The 15045-nt window shown below is 45.4% G+C and carries 10 protein-coding genes; all 10 read left to right on the top strand.

Annotated features, from left to right (window positions below; genetic code table 11):
• Positions 1–156: 156 nt before the first annotated feature.
• The 10 genes from ASG89_RS31860 to ASG89_RS31815 all read left to right on the top strand — a co-directional run bounded on the left by ASG89_RS31860 (position 157) and on the right by ASG89_RS31815 (position 14928).
• Positions 157–1119 carry a Gfo/Idh/MocA family protein gene (locus ASG89_RS31860; RefSeq protein ID WP_057315364.1) on the top strand — a complete coding sequence of 321 codons (963 nt, stop codon included), beginning with the start codon at positions 157–159 and terminating at the stop codon, positions 1117–1119.
• 17 nt (positions 1120–1136) lie between these two features.
• Positions 1137–3257: a TIM-barrel domain-containing protein gene (locus ASG89_RS31855; protein WP_057315363.1), complete on the top strand. Its 2121-nt coding sequence runs from the start codon at positions 1137–1139 to the stop codon at positions 3255–3257.
• Between the two features lie 78 nt (positions 3258–3335).
• Positions 3336–4355, top strand: coding sequence for a response regulator (locus tag ASG89_RS31850; protein WP_057315362.1), 1020 nt, complete (start codon positions 3336–3338; stop codon positions 4353–4355).
• Positions 4352–6187 (top strand): sensor histidine kinase, encoded by a 1836-nt coding sequence (locus ASG89_RS31845; protein WP_057315361.1) that lies wholly within the window; start codon positions 4352–4354, stop codon positions 6185–6187. The genes ASG89_RS31850 and ASG89_RS31845 overlap by 4 nt, the downstream gene beginning before the upstream one ends.
• A gap of 11 nt (positions 6188–6198) precedes the next feature.
• A complete protein-coding gene (locus ASG89_RS31840; RefSeq protein ID WP_157276886.1) occupies positions 6199–8487 on the top strand; it encodes a glycosyl hydrolase family 95 catalytic domain-containing protein in 2289 nt (762 codons plus the stop codon).
• 176 nt (positions 8488–8663) lie between these two features.
• Entirely contained in the window at positions 8664–10559 is a 1896-nt protein-coding gene (locus ASG89_RS31835) for a PrkA family serine protein kinase (RefSeq protein WP_057315359.1), read from the top strand.
• A gap of 149 nt (positions 10560–10708) precedes the next feature.
• On the top strand, positions 10709–10930 hold the full coding sequence (locus ASG89_RS31830) for a hypothetical protein (RefSeq protein ID WP_057315358.1): 222 nt from the start codon (positions 10709–10711) through the stop codon (positions 10928–10930).
• Positions 10902–11225 (top strand): hypothetical protein, encoded by a 324-nt coding sequence (locus ASG89_RS31825; protein WP_057315357.1) that lies wholly within the window; start codon positions 10902–10904, stop codon positions 11223–11225. The genes ASG89_RS31830 and ASG89_RS31825 overlap by 29 nt, the downstream gene beginning before the upstream one ends.
• 443 nt (positions 11226–11668) lie before the next feature.
• Entirely contained in the window at positions 11669–12436 is a 768-nt protein-coding gene (locus ASG89_RS31820) for a tyrosine-protein phosphatase (protein ID WP_057315356.1), read from the top strand.
• A 44-nt stretch (positions 12437–12480) separates the two neighbouring features.
• Positions 12481–14928: an S-layer homology domain-containing protein gene (locus ASG89_RS31815; protein WP_162259751.1), complete on the top strand. Its 2448-nt coding sequence runs from the start codon at positions 12481–12483 to the stop codon at positions 14926–14928.
• Positions 14929–15045: the final 117 nt, after the last annotated feature.

Raw genomic sequence — 15045 nt, 5'->3', positions numbered from 1 at the left:
GCATCCTTACGCAGCGTAATTGGCGGAGGGATGTCTTTTCTATCTAGAAATCGTAAAAAAACACATGCGGTCGTAAGTTTGTACGTTTTTCACAGGTAGATAATCTCCTATAATGAAGGCAACTAAAATTCCATGGAATCTGAAGGGGGTATTTTTATGAAAGCGATATTGGTTGGTCTAGGTTCAGCTGGATTCAGTTGGTATAAACGTCTAAGAGATCAAGGATTATTAGCAGCCGTTGTTGAGGTTGATATCACGATGAAAGAAAAGATGAAGGACGATCCGTTCCCTTTCTATACGTCATTAGAAGAAGCTTTGCAGCATGAACAGGCTGATTTTCTAGTCAATGTTACGTCACCCATGAAGCATACAGCCGTAAACCATGCAGCATTTGACCATAAGTTGGCGGTGTTGTGCGAGAAGCCGATTTCCTTTGATTATGAGGAATCCGTGGAGATCGTAGCTCGAGCTGATAGGGAAAAGCTCCCTTTTATGATCGCAGAGAATTACCGCAGGATGCCTTATATTCGCAAAACGAAGCAGCTATTGGACGAAGGTGTCATCGGCAGTATCTCGTCTATGGATATTCAGTTCTACAGGTACCACCATGTAGAGCGGAGATATACCGTTAGTATTCTAGATGATATCGGGGTGCATCACGTAGATATGATCCGCTATTTCACCGGCAGAGAAGGGAAGTCGGTTCAATCGAAGCTGTACAATCCAATTGGCGCTTGGCAAGAGGAAGGAGCGCTTATCAATGCGTATGCTTTCTATGAAATGGAAGGCGGCATCACAGTATCCTACAACGCATCCATCTCTGCAAGAGGGACGGAGACGCCATGGAGCGGCAATTGGCGAATCGAAGGAACCAATGGCGCTATCGAAGTCGTCAATAAAGAAATCCGTCTCATTCGGGACGGCAAAGTCACAGTCGTTGATGATCTAAGCGGTGTCGATGAAACCGATACATTGGCTGAATTTCTAGCAGCATTCCGTGAGGGACGCGAAGCGGAAACAAGCGGCAGGGATTACTTGAAAACCCAAGCACTGGTTCATTACACGAAGCTGGCGAATGCGTTCGGCAGAACGGTGTCCATTGAGGTTCCAACACTATAAAGGAATGGGGAATTAGCATGCAGACAACGAATTGGCAGCAGTCGGCTCCAGGTGTATGGCGCCTTACGATAGGAGGTCCGCAGGGGTTGACGCCGCTCTCATTGATGGGCGTAGTACCGAAAACAGAGGCACTAGAACAGCTGCCGCAGGTGACTCCTCCTTTTTCAAGAGAAAGCATCGAAATTGAGGATCTAGGTGACTATCACATTCTATCAATACCGCTTAATCGTACAGAAAAGCTTTATGGGACAGGTCTGCAATTATTAAGAATGAATCAACGCGGAAGAAACCGTTATTTGCGGGTAAACAGTGATCCTAAGCAGGATACAGGGGAGACGCATGCACCCGTGCCTTTCTACATAAGCGATCAGGGGTATGGTGTGTTGGTGGATACTTCGCGAATCGTTACCATGTATTGCGGTTCGACCGTGAAACAAGAGGAAACGTTAAGCGAGGATATACGTGATCGTAACACCGATAAGGGATGGAAAGCGACCTTAGTCTCATCGCGCGTAGAGATCAAGATTCCTAGTGAAGGTGCAGATGTGTATCTGTTTGGCGGACCAACCCTCTCGGATGTGGTGGCTAGATATAATTTATTTTGCGGTGGAGGCACCTTGCCTCCGAAGTGGGGACTTGGCTTCTGGCATCGGGTTCCAACGCTGTATACCGACCAGCAAGTGCTCCAAGAAGCGGAGCAATTCCGTCAGCACGATATGCCTTGTGATGTGATTGGTCTCGAACCTGGTTGGCATAGCCAGAGTTACCCGGTCAGCTATGAATGGGAGAAGAGTCGCTTCCCTGAACCTGAACAATTCGTGAAGGAGCTAAACGTTAAAGGCTTTCGCGTGAACCTATGGGAGCATCCCTTTGTCTCACCGAAGAGTGCGATGTACGAGGAATTGAAGCCGCGATCGGGGAGTCACTCGGTATGGGGAGGGCTTGCTCCTGATTATTCACTGCCTGAAGCTGTGGGACTTTATAAGAAACAGCATGAAGAACAGCATGTGAATATCGGGGTATCCGGTTACAAGCTGGATGAATGTGATGGCAGTGATTTGACCAACAACTCTTGGATGTTTCCAGCACATGCTCAGTTTCCATCAGGTCTAGATGGTGAGCAAATGAGACAAATGTATGGGCTCATGTTTCAAAAGATGACGACGGAGCTATTCCGCAGCAAAAATCGGCGTACTTACGGGCTTGTTAGGGCTTCAAATACCGGTGCTTCTTCCATGCCTTATGTCTTGTATTCGGATCTGTATGATCATAAGCAATTTATTCGTGGTGTATGTAATGCCTCGTTCAGCGGTCTGCTGTGGACGCCGGAAGTGCGAAGAGCTAGGAATGCCGAGGACTGGGTTAGACGGATGCAAACGGTATGTTTCTCGCCACTCGCGATGCTCAATGCTTGGGGAGATGGCACGAAGCCGTGGTCCTTCCCAGAGGTTGAGGACACGGTTCGCCACTATATCAAGCTGCGGATGAGACTGCTGCCTTATTTGTACACGGCATTCGCGGCTTACCGAGAGAAAGGGATCCCTCCTTTCCGCGCCATGCCATTCGTGATGTCACCATCTGAGATCGCGGCAGCTGAGGCGATGGCAAACGAAGTTGCTGCGCAAACCTTGAACACGACAGATGGCGCGTATGGCAAGAAGAAAGTGAGAGAATGGGATGACCAGTACATGGTTGGTGATGCCTTGTTAGTAGCCCCGCTTGTCGAAGGGGAGTCTGAGCGAGAAGTCCTACTTCCATCAGGAATCTGGTATGGATTAGAGACTGGTGAACGATACGAAGGTGGATGTATCATTCGGATTCAATGCGGTTTGGAACGTATTCCGGTGTTTGTTCGCAATGGCTCTGTCATTCCGATGATGCCAGCGCTGTCGCATGTTCCGCCTCTTGGTACACAAGTCCCGCTTGAGATTATTCATTTTGGTGATGCAGCAGGTGAAGGGAATGTCTATGACGATGATGGGGAAACGTTTGACTATGAAACAGGTTTATGCGGTTTGTGGAAAGCGACAGTCACCCAACATGCAGATGGCTCCTACGCTGGTCAGCTTACTGGACCGACAGATAAGCCTCAAGCCTACAGTGCTGTCACGTGGCGCTTCGCACAAACGCATTTGTAGTTCATTCCGTTGAAGAACCGAACACTGTGAGTTATCATAATTGGATATTGATTCTGGGAGAGGCAAGGAGGTCTGGACATGCATGTATTGATTGTAGATGATGAGCCTGTCATACGCAGAGGCATCGTGAAGATGGCGGAAATGTACCAACCTGCATTCTCACGAATTCAGACTGCCGAGAATGGCGTGGATGCATTGGAACGAATTCGTGCCTGTGAGCCTGATCTTGTGTTGGTAGACGTTCGTATGCCGAAAATGGACGGATTAGAGCTCTGTAGAATCATTCATGAGGAATTCCCGCAAATCAAAACGGTTGTGATATCCGGATACAGTGATTTTGAATATGCGCAAAAAAGTGTCAATTATGGTGTTCGTCATTATATGTTGAAACCCGTCACGACAGCGGATGTCCATGACATGCTGAATCAGTTAATCAAAGAGCCTTCCCGCGGCTACATGCCGCCATCGCGCTATATTGAGTGGATTGATCAGATGGAGCAGCAAATATGGGCTTTGCAAATGGAGGAGTTAGGCAGCTTAATCGACCGTTGGCGTGATTATTGTCTCTCCGTGCATCTCTCGTTGGCTGGGCTTAAAGAACTATTAGATGATTGCCATGCCCTGCTAGTCAAACGGTTCCAAGCGCGCAACTACTCACCTTCCATAACGCAAGCCTATCTGCAGGCAGATAGTGTGAAGGAAGCTTTAGATATGTTTAATAGGGGATTAATTCAAATGGCCAAGGGATTGCAAGCTGTTCGAAGCGGGAGCTTTAAAGACCCGATGGAAGAGGCCAAGAGTTATATTGACAGTCGATTATCGGAAGACATTACGTTAGATCAAGTTGCTGCTATGGTCGGATTGACTCCGACGTATTTCAGCTCGCTTTTTAAAAAAGTCACACATGAGACCTTCGTCCAGTACCGGATTAACAAAAGAATGATGAAGGCGAAGGAAATGCTAGCCATTCCTTATGTTCGAATCGTGGATGTCGCTGCAGATGTAGGGTACGACGATTACCCGCATTTTACCAAAACGTTCAAAAAAATTGTCGGCGTATCCCCTTCTGAATATCGTGCAGGACTGGGGATCAAATGAAAATTAGAGGGTTAACGAAGAAAATATTCGTTTATTTCTTGATTGTTATTATCCTTTCACTTAGTAGTGTCGGCATCTTCTCCTACATGACTTCTTCTGGTGAGTTAGCCGAAATGGTGGAGAACCAGATGAACCAAATCGTCGGCAATGCGGTTCATCATACAGATTTGTATTTGAAAGATTATGAACGCTCCATTGTCTCTCTCTTGACGAATAGGCAGGTTATGGAGTTTATCGATCTGAAGGCCGATCGTGAGGAATATGACTATTACATTGCTCGCAAAACGATTCTCGAAATGAGTGTCGATCCGTTATTTATTCGTAATCCGAAGTTGGCTTCCGTCTATGTGATCAGCGATCAACTGAATGCAGTCTACTACTATAACGGTGTGAGTGAGCCATCTTTTAATACAGAGGATAAACGGAAGCAGCGTGAATATTTTCTCGCCAATACTGCAGCTAATGGGAAATTAAGTATTTTGAACCATACGATCATTGAAGGTCAAGAGAATCAAATGCTTACGTTGGTTCGCCGTTTTCGCGGTTTTACCTCGCCTGAATTGAGTGGCATTCTCGCCATTGAGATGCGCTCTGCTGATTTATCTGCGTTATGGAAGGGGATTGATCTAGGCAAATACGGCTACTTGTTTATCATCGATAACAAAGGACGATATGTGTATCACCCGGATGGCCAAAAACTCGGAGCTGATGTGCCAAAAGCATTTGTAGACAAGCTGGAAAAGGCAGGACATTCTTCCTTCGTCGATACAAGTGAAGGTGACGAGCGCATGTATGTGAGCCGGAAGTCCGATTATTCGGATTGGCAGCTTGTCGTATCTATGCCGCTGCGTGAGCTGCGCAAACCATTGGCGAACATTCGTTCGACAACGTTAATCGTTGGTTTGTTTACGTTGGTGCTGGCGATTTTACTTGCCTACCGATTCGGTAAGTCGATTACGAAGCCTATCCAAGTGTTAAAAAACGGGATGAGAGAGACAGAGAAAGGGAATTGGGCGACAATTCCGTTACCCCCTCACAAGGATGAGATCGTGGAGCTCATGGTGCGCTACAATTTGATGGTTAATCGGCTATCCGAAGCTGTTGACCGTGTCGTTCAGGTTGAAATCAGCAACTCTGAGATTCGTATGGAGCGTCAGCAAGCGGAGTTTCAATCCTTGCAGTTGCAGATTAATCCTCATTTTATGTACAACACACTCGAGACGATTGTTTGCTATGCCACGATCCAAGAATCCGAGGAGATATCGGAAATTGTAAAGGCGTTGGCTTACATGCTGCGCTACTCAGTTCAAACCAATCTCGAGGAGATTACCGTTGCTAACGAATTGAAGCATGTTTTGTATTATATTGTTGTTCTGAAGCACAGAATTGGCCGCGAATTCGAGATTGATGTGGCGATAAAGCCGGAATATTTGCTTCATGTCATGGTTCGTTTGACCCTCCAGCCTTTAGTCGAAAATGTGTTCCAACACGCATTCCCAGACGGTTTGGAAGATTATCACTTCGTTCGTATTGACGGAGGCATCGTCGACGATATTTTCTGGATCAGCGTTGAGGATAATGGTTCAGGAATGACGGAGGCCAAATTAACACAGCTCCAAGAGAAATTGAGTGCCAATCGACTGGCAGATATGGAAACAGATGAAGCGGGCAAAAAGGGTGGCATTGGCGTGCTTAACGTCCATCGACGTATTCAAATGGTCTATGGCGAGAGCTATGGACTGCGGATTGAAAGTGTGGCTGAACAGGGAACGAAAATGATCATGGTGATGCCAGCATCACCTAAACAAGGTGATAAACCATATGTTGGATAGGGGGCGTATTCTTGAACAATCGTGAGAAATTGTGGTATGTGCAGCCTGCTAAGGTGTGGGTGGAGGCACTTCCGATCGGGAATGGTCGGTTGGGCGGAATGATCTTCGGTCACGTACAGGAGGAGCGAATTCAGCTCAATGAAGATTCTATCTGGTACGGAGGTCCTAAGGATGGACTGAACCCTGATGGGCCCCGTTATTTGGAACAAATTCGGGAGCTTTTATTTGATGGGAAGGTGGAGGAGGCTACGCGGTTAACGCGATTGGCCCTTTTTTCCACGCCTAAATATTATAATCCGTATCAGCCTTTGGGAGATCTGAGGCTTTATTTTCATGGTCAAAAGGGTGAAGTGGAAGCGTATCGCCGAGAATTGGATATCAAATCTGCTGTTGCTCGTACGAGCTATAAGGTAGACGGAGTTACCTACCATCGTGTGATGTATGCCAGCTATCCCGATCAAGTGATCATCATGCGGCTTACATGTGATCAGCCTGGGCAGCTGAACTTCTCGGCGAACCTCAACCGCAGGCCTTTCGAGGGGGAAACAGGCAGACTATCGGCTGACAGCATCTGGATGAGCGGCGAATGCGGGAAGCACGGTGTCGAATATGCCTGTGTGTTGAAGGCGAAAGCAGAGGATGGTTCTGTCTCCGTCATTGGGGATTTCCTGACTGTGGAAGGAGCTAGTTCGGTGACGCTGCTGCTTGCCGCAGCGAGTACATTTCGAGAGTCGGATCCATTAGCTGCATGCCAGCAGCATATCGCGGCTGCGGAGCCGTTTAATGCGGAAGAGTTGGAGAGCAGGCATATCCATGATTATCAAACCTTGTACAATCGGGTGAGTCTGCAATTGACCAAACAAGATCCGTTAGATGATTTGGCAACCGATGCGCGATTAAAGCGTGTGCAAGAGTCACATGCGAATGTGGATATTGGATTGACAGAGCTTTACTTTCACTACGGCAGGTACTTGCTGATCGCCAGCTCCCGCCCAGGCTGCTTGCCAGCGAATCTTCAGGGGATCTGGAACGACAGCTTCACACCGCCATGGGAGTCCAAATACACGATTAATATCAACACGCAAATGAATTATTGGCCAGCGGAAGTATGCGGACTATCCGAGTGTCATGAGCCATTATTTGATCATATTGAACGCATGCAAGTGAGCGGTCGGCAAACCGCAAGGGAGCTGTATGGATGCTCCGGTTTTGTCGCTCACCATAATACGAACCTATGGGGAGAAACAAGACCCGAAGGTTTGTTTCCGACTTGTGTAATTTGGCCAATGGGAGCGGCATGGTTGAGCTTACATCTGTGGGAACAATTTCTGTTTACGGCAGATAAGGATTTTCTACGGGGGAGAGCCTATCCGATCTTGAAGGAAGCAGCGGCATTCTTCGTAGACTATTTGGTGGAATCACCGAATGGTCAGCTTGTGAGCGGTCCCTCTGTTTCCCCAGAAAATCTATACATATTGGCAGATGGAAATAAAGGGGCATTGACCATGGGACCAGCTATGGATTCCCAGATCATCCATGAGTTGTTCACTGCATGTATCCAGAGCTGCGATCAGCTGCAGGTGGATGGTGAGCTGAGGGGACAGCTCGCAGCGATGCTAGAGCGGCTGCCTAAGCCTCAGATTGGCAGACACGGTCAGATCATGGAATGGTTGGAGGATTACGCGGAAGAGGATCCTGGTCATCGTCATATTTCACAGTTGTTTGCTCTGCACCCAGGCACGCAAATAAGCCCGCACCGCACGCCGGAATTGGCTGCTGCCGCTGCGGCGACCCTTCAGCGCAGATTAGCAAACGGAGGCGGGCATACGGGCTGGAGCAGCGCGTGGATCGTCAATATGTATGCGAGACTTGAAGATGGCGAACAGTCGCATGCGCATCTGAGCCACATGTTGCGGAAATCAACATATCCCAACCTGTTTGATGCGCATCCTCCTTTTCAGATTGACGGTAATTTCGGGGCAACAGCTGCTATCGTGGAGATGCTGCTGCAGTCACATGCGGGTGAGTTATCCTTGCTGCCAGCTCTTCCTTCTGCATGGCCACAGGGGGCTGTGAGCGGCTTGAGAGGGCGCAATGGATATGTAATTGATCTTACGTGGTCCGATGGCCAATTATCGGAAGCGGTTATCCATGCAGCCGAGTCTGGAATATGCAGAGTCCGTACTCGCGAAGCCGTTCTGGTGCGCTGTGAAGGTGGAGACATCCCTGTGAACAGGGATCATACAGTTGTCGAATTTCGTGTTGAAGCGGGCTACAAGTATGAGATTTTCAGAAAATAGGGAACATTGACCCCGATTCCTAGTCATTTCCATTTTCAAAATTGATCTGAGAGAATTCCGTGACAATTAAAAATTTCGGGCAAGTTATCCCTCTTGGGTGCATAGGATTGTAGTACACAATTCACCATCACGAGCTGACCTATTGCCATTAAAGGCAGCAGTGAAAGGAGGTACCCATGGACATATTCAAAAGAATTTCAGAGCATCGTACGGAGAAGGATTCATTGAGCTGGACCGGTACGTTCGCGGAGTACATAGAATTGCTTCGCAGTAATCCTGGACTCGCGAGAACTGCGCATTCAAGGGTCTATGACATGATTGCTTCCCAGGGGATTAACGATCAGAGTGGCCACAAGTCCTACAAATTTTTCAACCAAGAGATTTTCGGTCTAGATCGTGCCGTTGAGAAGCTGGTGGAAGAATACTTCCATTCCGCCGCCCGTCGATTGGATGTTCGTAAACGTATTTTGTTGCTAATGGGTCCTGTAAGCGGTGGGAAATCCACAATTGTGACCATGCTGAAGCGAGGATTAGAGCAGTTTGCCAAGACGGATTTAGGGGCTGTCTACGCGATCAAAGGGTGTCCAATGCACGAAGAGCCGCTGCATTTAATTCCGATGGAGCTGCGACCAGAGATCGAGCGCGAGTTGAATGTGAAAATCGAAGGCAGCTTATGTCCATCGTGCCAAATGCGTCTGAAAACGGAGTATAACGGTTGCATTGAAGATGTGCATGTGGAGCGTGTTTTTGTCTCCGAAGAAGGCCGGGTGGGGATTGGTACCTTCAGTCCTTCAGATCCCAAATCGCAGGATATCGCAGACCTAACGGGAAGCATCGACTTTTCAACGATTACAGAGTTTGGATCTGAATCGGATCCGCGGGCGTATCGCTTCGATGGCGAGTTGAATAAGGCGAACAGGGGGATCATGGAGTTCCAGGAAATGCTGAAATGTGATGAGAAATTCCTCTGGAATCTACTCTCACTGACACAAGAGGGGAATTTCAAAGCAGGTCGCTTCGCTCTCATCAGTGCTGATGAGTTAATCGTCGCGCATACGAATGAAACGGAGTATAAGTCTTTTATCGCGAATAAGAAAAATGAGGCCTTGCAGTCTCGGATGATTGTTATGCCGATACCTTATAATTTGCGTGTATCCGATGAAGAAAAAATTTACACCAAGCTTATCGGACAGAGCGATATGTCACACATCCATATTGCACCGCATGCGCTTCGTGTGGCCGCAATCTTCTCGATTCTCACACGATTGAAGGAAACGAAGAAGCAAGGGATGGATTTGATCAAGAAAATGCGTATGTACGACGGTGAAGTTGTCGAGGGTTACAAAGAGGCGGATCTGAAGGAAATGCAAAATGAATATCAAGAAGAAGGCATGAGCGGAATTGATCCGCGGTATGTCATTAACCGAATTTCAAGTGCCTTGATCCGCCAGGATCTCCAATGTATTAATGCCTTAGATGTGCTGCGTGCATTGAAGGATGGGCTAGATCAGCATCCATCAATTACCAAGGATGAGAGGGAGCGCTTCCTCAATTTCATCTCCGTTGCTCGTAAGGAATACGACGATATTGCCAAGAAGGAAGTGCAGAAAGCGTTCGTCTACTCCTTTGAGGAGTCGGCTAGAACTATTTTTGACAACTACTTGGATAATATTGAAGCCTATTGCAACTGGGGTAAAATTAAAGATCCATTAACCGGCGAGGAGATGGATCCGGATGAGCGCCTCATGCGTTCCATTGAAGAGCAGATTGGTATTTCGGAAAATGCGAAAAAAGCATTCCGCGAAGAAATACTGATTCGCATCTCTTCCTACTCACGCAAAGGTAGAAAATTTGACTACAGCAGTCACGAACGGCTGCGTGAAGCGATTGAGAAGAAGCTATTCGCTGATTTGAAGGACATCGTGAAGATTACAACCTCAACGAAAACACCGGATGAGAAGCAGCTGAAGAAAATTAACGACGTTTCGAAACAGCTCATCGACGAGCATGGATATTGCCCGGTTTGTGCCAATGAATTACTGCGGTATGTCGGAAGCTTATTGAACAGATAGGCTGATAGGATTGAAGCCAAAGACCTGAGTGGGTGACGACCCCTTAGGTCTTTTTCTCCGTGCAAGGGGTGCCGATTGTCGCCTAACACGTAATCTATTAATCTCTCATATACTACTTTAGCTTCATAATAGAGGAGGTGTAGAAGATCATGGCAGGGAACACAATGAAAATAACAGGCGCGTGTATTTTAATCGTTGTAAGTATTCTAGCTATCATCTTGACATGGGAGGCAACGCTTTTGTCACCTTTGGGGGGGATTTTCATTGCTGGTGTAAGCTTCATAGGGGCCGTACTGATGTGGCAGGATGCAGTCGAATCAATGCAAGGAGTTGGCAAGGAGAATGTCAACCGAGCCAAAGCCGATCGCTGATAAACACGAAGATAAAGACAATACCCCCCAGAAGTCGAAGTCTGAAACCGGGAAGTGGAGTGATTTATTTGGATTTGGCAAAATGATGGACAAACTCCCACTCCACAAACTATCAGCAAGAATGGCTTATTGCATGTTTTTTGATTTGGTTTTATTGTTTTTTGTTCTCATTCTCCGTGCGACAGATACCACCATGAATGAGTTTCCGAATGCTTGGGATTTCAGACTAATCGTACTGACAACCATTGTTATTTTCTTCGTAGGACTGTGCGATTTGATGAAATTCAAGAAATAATTGGGATGATATCCATATGAAATGCCTCTTTTGTAAAAAAAATTGGGAAGAGGCTTATTTTTTATGAGAAACACTTCAGAGATTTGTAAACTTAAGTTTACAGAAAATTCAACGTTTTTGGTATTTGTTGGATGATGTCGAAAATAAGAGGAATCTTTATCGGTTTTTGTCGAACTAAGTAAAAAGATGTTGCTGAATATATATTTATAATATGAAATGTGACTAAAGCTCGAATTTCATGAAAAATTCGGATATTTTACAAATATGTATTTTTGATAAATATTATATAAGAATAGCGTGGTGGATTTACTTTCCTAGGTTTTTTGGGTAGGCAACAATTTACAAATATGCTATACTTTCGTAAGACTTTCATGCAGAAATATGCCATTAATCCTATTTTTATGTCGAATGGTACGAGCTAGTCCTAAGGATTGGGGTTTACTATGATTGAAATACATAGTCATATACTACCAGATTTAGATGATGGGGCATCTGATTTGGACCAAGCTGTTCATATGGCAAGGGAAGCTGTGGAACAGGGTATACATACGGTTATAGCCACCCCGCATCATGAGAATGGTAGATTTACGAATGACGCAAGCAGCGTAGAACTGCAGGTTAAAGCGTTTCAAGAGGAACTAAATAGAAGAAATATCCCTCTACACATACATGCTGGTCAAGAGATTCGAGTGTACCGGGATTTAATTGAAGACCTGGAAGCACAACGTTCAACCACCTTAGGTGGTTCTCGTTACATACTACTCGAATTCCCATCTGACCAAATATCTAAAGGTATGAATGAGATTGTGTATGAATTGCAACTAATGAAGCTTGTGCCGATTATTGCGCATCCTGAGCGTAATCGTGAGATCGTCGACAATCCGACGAAACTACTCGAGCTAGTGCAACTCGGGGCGCTGACACAAGTAACAGCTCATTCGTTGTTAGGCCATTTTGGTAAATCCATTCAGTCATTTACGTTGGATTTGTGTAGGAGTAACCTCGCCCACTTTGTATCGTCAGATGCACACAACACGACGAATAGAGGGTTCGCTCTTTCCGAAGCCTATGATGCTTTGCGAAATGAGCTAGGCGATCCATATGTGAGTACCTTTCAAAACAATGCCAACAGGGTCATACATAATCTATCTATTGAAACGCAATCACCTGTTTGGATGAAGCCGAAATGGTTTCAGTTTTGGAAATCTTAATAAAGCAATACAACTAATTTGAAGAGGTGAAAGTTAGCATGACGATGAAAAAGAAATTAACCGTAACAACGCTAGCAGCAAGCATGCTGTTTGCATCCATTGCAGGACTTCCATTAAGCGAGAAAGGTTTGGCTAGCAAACTAGGCGTTACAGCTGGAGTGGCATCTGCAGCAACTGTTCAAGATCAATTGAATGGCCTACGCACCGAACTTGCAAGAGATACACAAGGAATTGCTGATGTAAGAGCGACTAGAGATTATATTAAGACTAATACGGATACACCAACATTTAATTCAGCTAAGAAAATAGAGCTTCTAGGGAATATTTGGACCAAGTTAAATGCTAAATCACCTGCTACAATTGATTTAAATCCAGTATTTACACTTTTCAATGGATTAGACTTGTTCTATGACGAGTCAGGTGCAACGATTGATGCTTTAATTAACGAACCTGCTAATAGAACTGTCATTAATGATTTGTTTCTAAATGTTGGTTTACCTGGAATTAATGATCCGCAAGGGTTGACTAAACAAAGAGTGAATGATTTCCAACAAGCTGCTCTTGCAGCCTTGCAACATGCGGATAGCAAAACAGCGCTTAAAATTAGTATCGCTGCTGCATTTCTAAGCGATGGCAGCAATTCACAAGTTATCAAGGACGCAGTAAATAATATCGTGACGAATAAAGTGTTGAATCAACCTGTTGATAAGACGAATCCAGATCTTTTGATTAGCAATTTCCTAAATCTCTATGGCATCACCTTAGGCGATCTGAATGCTTTTCAAAACAATGTAGCTAATGAAATTGCACGAGTAAACGCACCAGCTGGTGTAAAAGCAATAGCTGCTAGAGCAGCTCTGGAATCTGCTGGAGTAAGATACCTGCTTGCAGGAGACATTCAGCCAGCACCAGTATCTAGTACAGCGACTTATCTACAACCAGGACTTAAAGTTTTCACACAATCCATCAATAGCTATGTTACTTGGACTTTACAAAGTGAAACAAATGTGAACTTGACTAATGGTGTATTATCACTTAACAGTGGATCAACTACGGGGTCAGGTATTATTCAAGCGCGTGACAACAAATTCGGACTACTTCTATACATTTCCAGCCCAGTGACGTTTACAGAGGAAACAACAACCCCAGTTATTGGCGGTGGTGGCGGCGGTGGCGGCGGCGCTCAAAGTGATGCAGACAAAGCAATCTCAGAAATTACAGATCTTTTCAAAGACATCGCTGGAGCATCTGCAGAGAAAAAAGAAGCAATTCTCAAAGAAGCTCAAGAGAAAGTCAATGCAGCAATTGAAAAACTGTCTACCCTGAATCTTGCTTCATTAGTTACTGTAGAGAACGGAACTGCTAAACCGAAGCTAGATGTTGCTGGATTAGTTAGCAAAGTGAAAGATATTGCAGCACAGGCTAAATTACTAAATGATAAATTAACAGCATTGAATCCAAATGCTAAAACCAATCCAGTTACACTTACACTTAATTTTGGCACAATTAGCGCCAAATCAACAGAAATTCCATTCCCTAAAGATTTGCTTGCTGCTGCAGTTGCCGCTGGCGTTGACAAAGTTGCAGTTGGATTAAATGGTCTTACACTTGCTGTAGATCCAGCTGAGTTTGGTGCTGACACAACGCTTAAAGTAACAAGTCAAGATGCAACAGTTGCTACTAGTGTAACTACACTTGCTGTAGCATCAGGGGTATATGAATTCGAGTTCACTTCGGGCGGTAACAAAGTTGAAAGCTTCAATACTCCTGTTGAAGTAAGCATCCCAGTTCCTAACGGCAAAAACTTCGATACAGAGTTACTTACACTTGCCAAAATCGTTGACGGGAAACTAGAATTCTACGGTGGTAAATTCGAAGGTGGTGTGCTGAATGGAGTGCGTAACTCCTTCTCAACTTACACTGTTGTTGAAAATAAAGTATCCTTCGGTGATACAGCTTCTGTTAAAGCATGGGCTGGAAGACAGATCGAAGTAGCAGCGGCGAAAGGTATTCTTGAAGGTCGCGCTGATCAAGCCTTCGAACCGAATGGATTAGTAACACGCGCTGAATTTGCTAAATTGATTGTGAAAACTTTTAATTTGGAAAATGCGAGTGCAACAGAAAGCTTCAGCGACGTCAATGATTCGGATTGGTTCAAATCCTATGTAGCAGCAGCTGTGAAAAGCGGAATCGTTAACGGGAAATCCGATGACGAATTTGATCCGAATGGACAAATTACACGTGCTGAGATGGCGGTTATGTCTTCAAGAGCATTGGCACTTAAAGGTGCATCCCTTGAAGTAAGTAAAATTGACGATGTTCTTAAAGGCTTCAAAGATGTAGATGCAATTAATTCTTCATTGAAAAATGGTGTTGCTCTCGCAGCAAACGAAGGTATTATCGTTGGAGAAGAAGGCAATCTATTCAATCCTAATGCTAACTCCACTCGCGCTCAAGCTGCTGTTGTGATTTATCGTTTATTGAATAAATAAGAATAGATTTTTATTAGGAGGAATCCTCCTCTCTTCATAAAGGGGGGGATTCCTTGTATTGTCTAAGATGACCAATTAAACAATCGATGACGATACTCGACATCATAGCTACGGAGG

The sequence above is a fragment of the Paenibacillus sp. Soil766 genome, from assembly GCF_001428105.1.
GTDB lineage: Bacteria > Bacillota > Bacilli > Paenibacillales > NBRC-103111 > Paenibacillus_E.
Note: the sequence above shows the minus strand (reverse complement) of the source record. Positions and strands in the feature narration are given on the sequence as shown.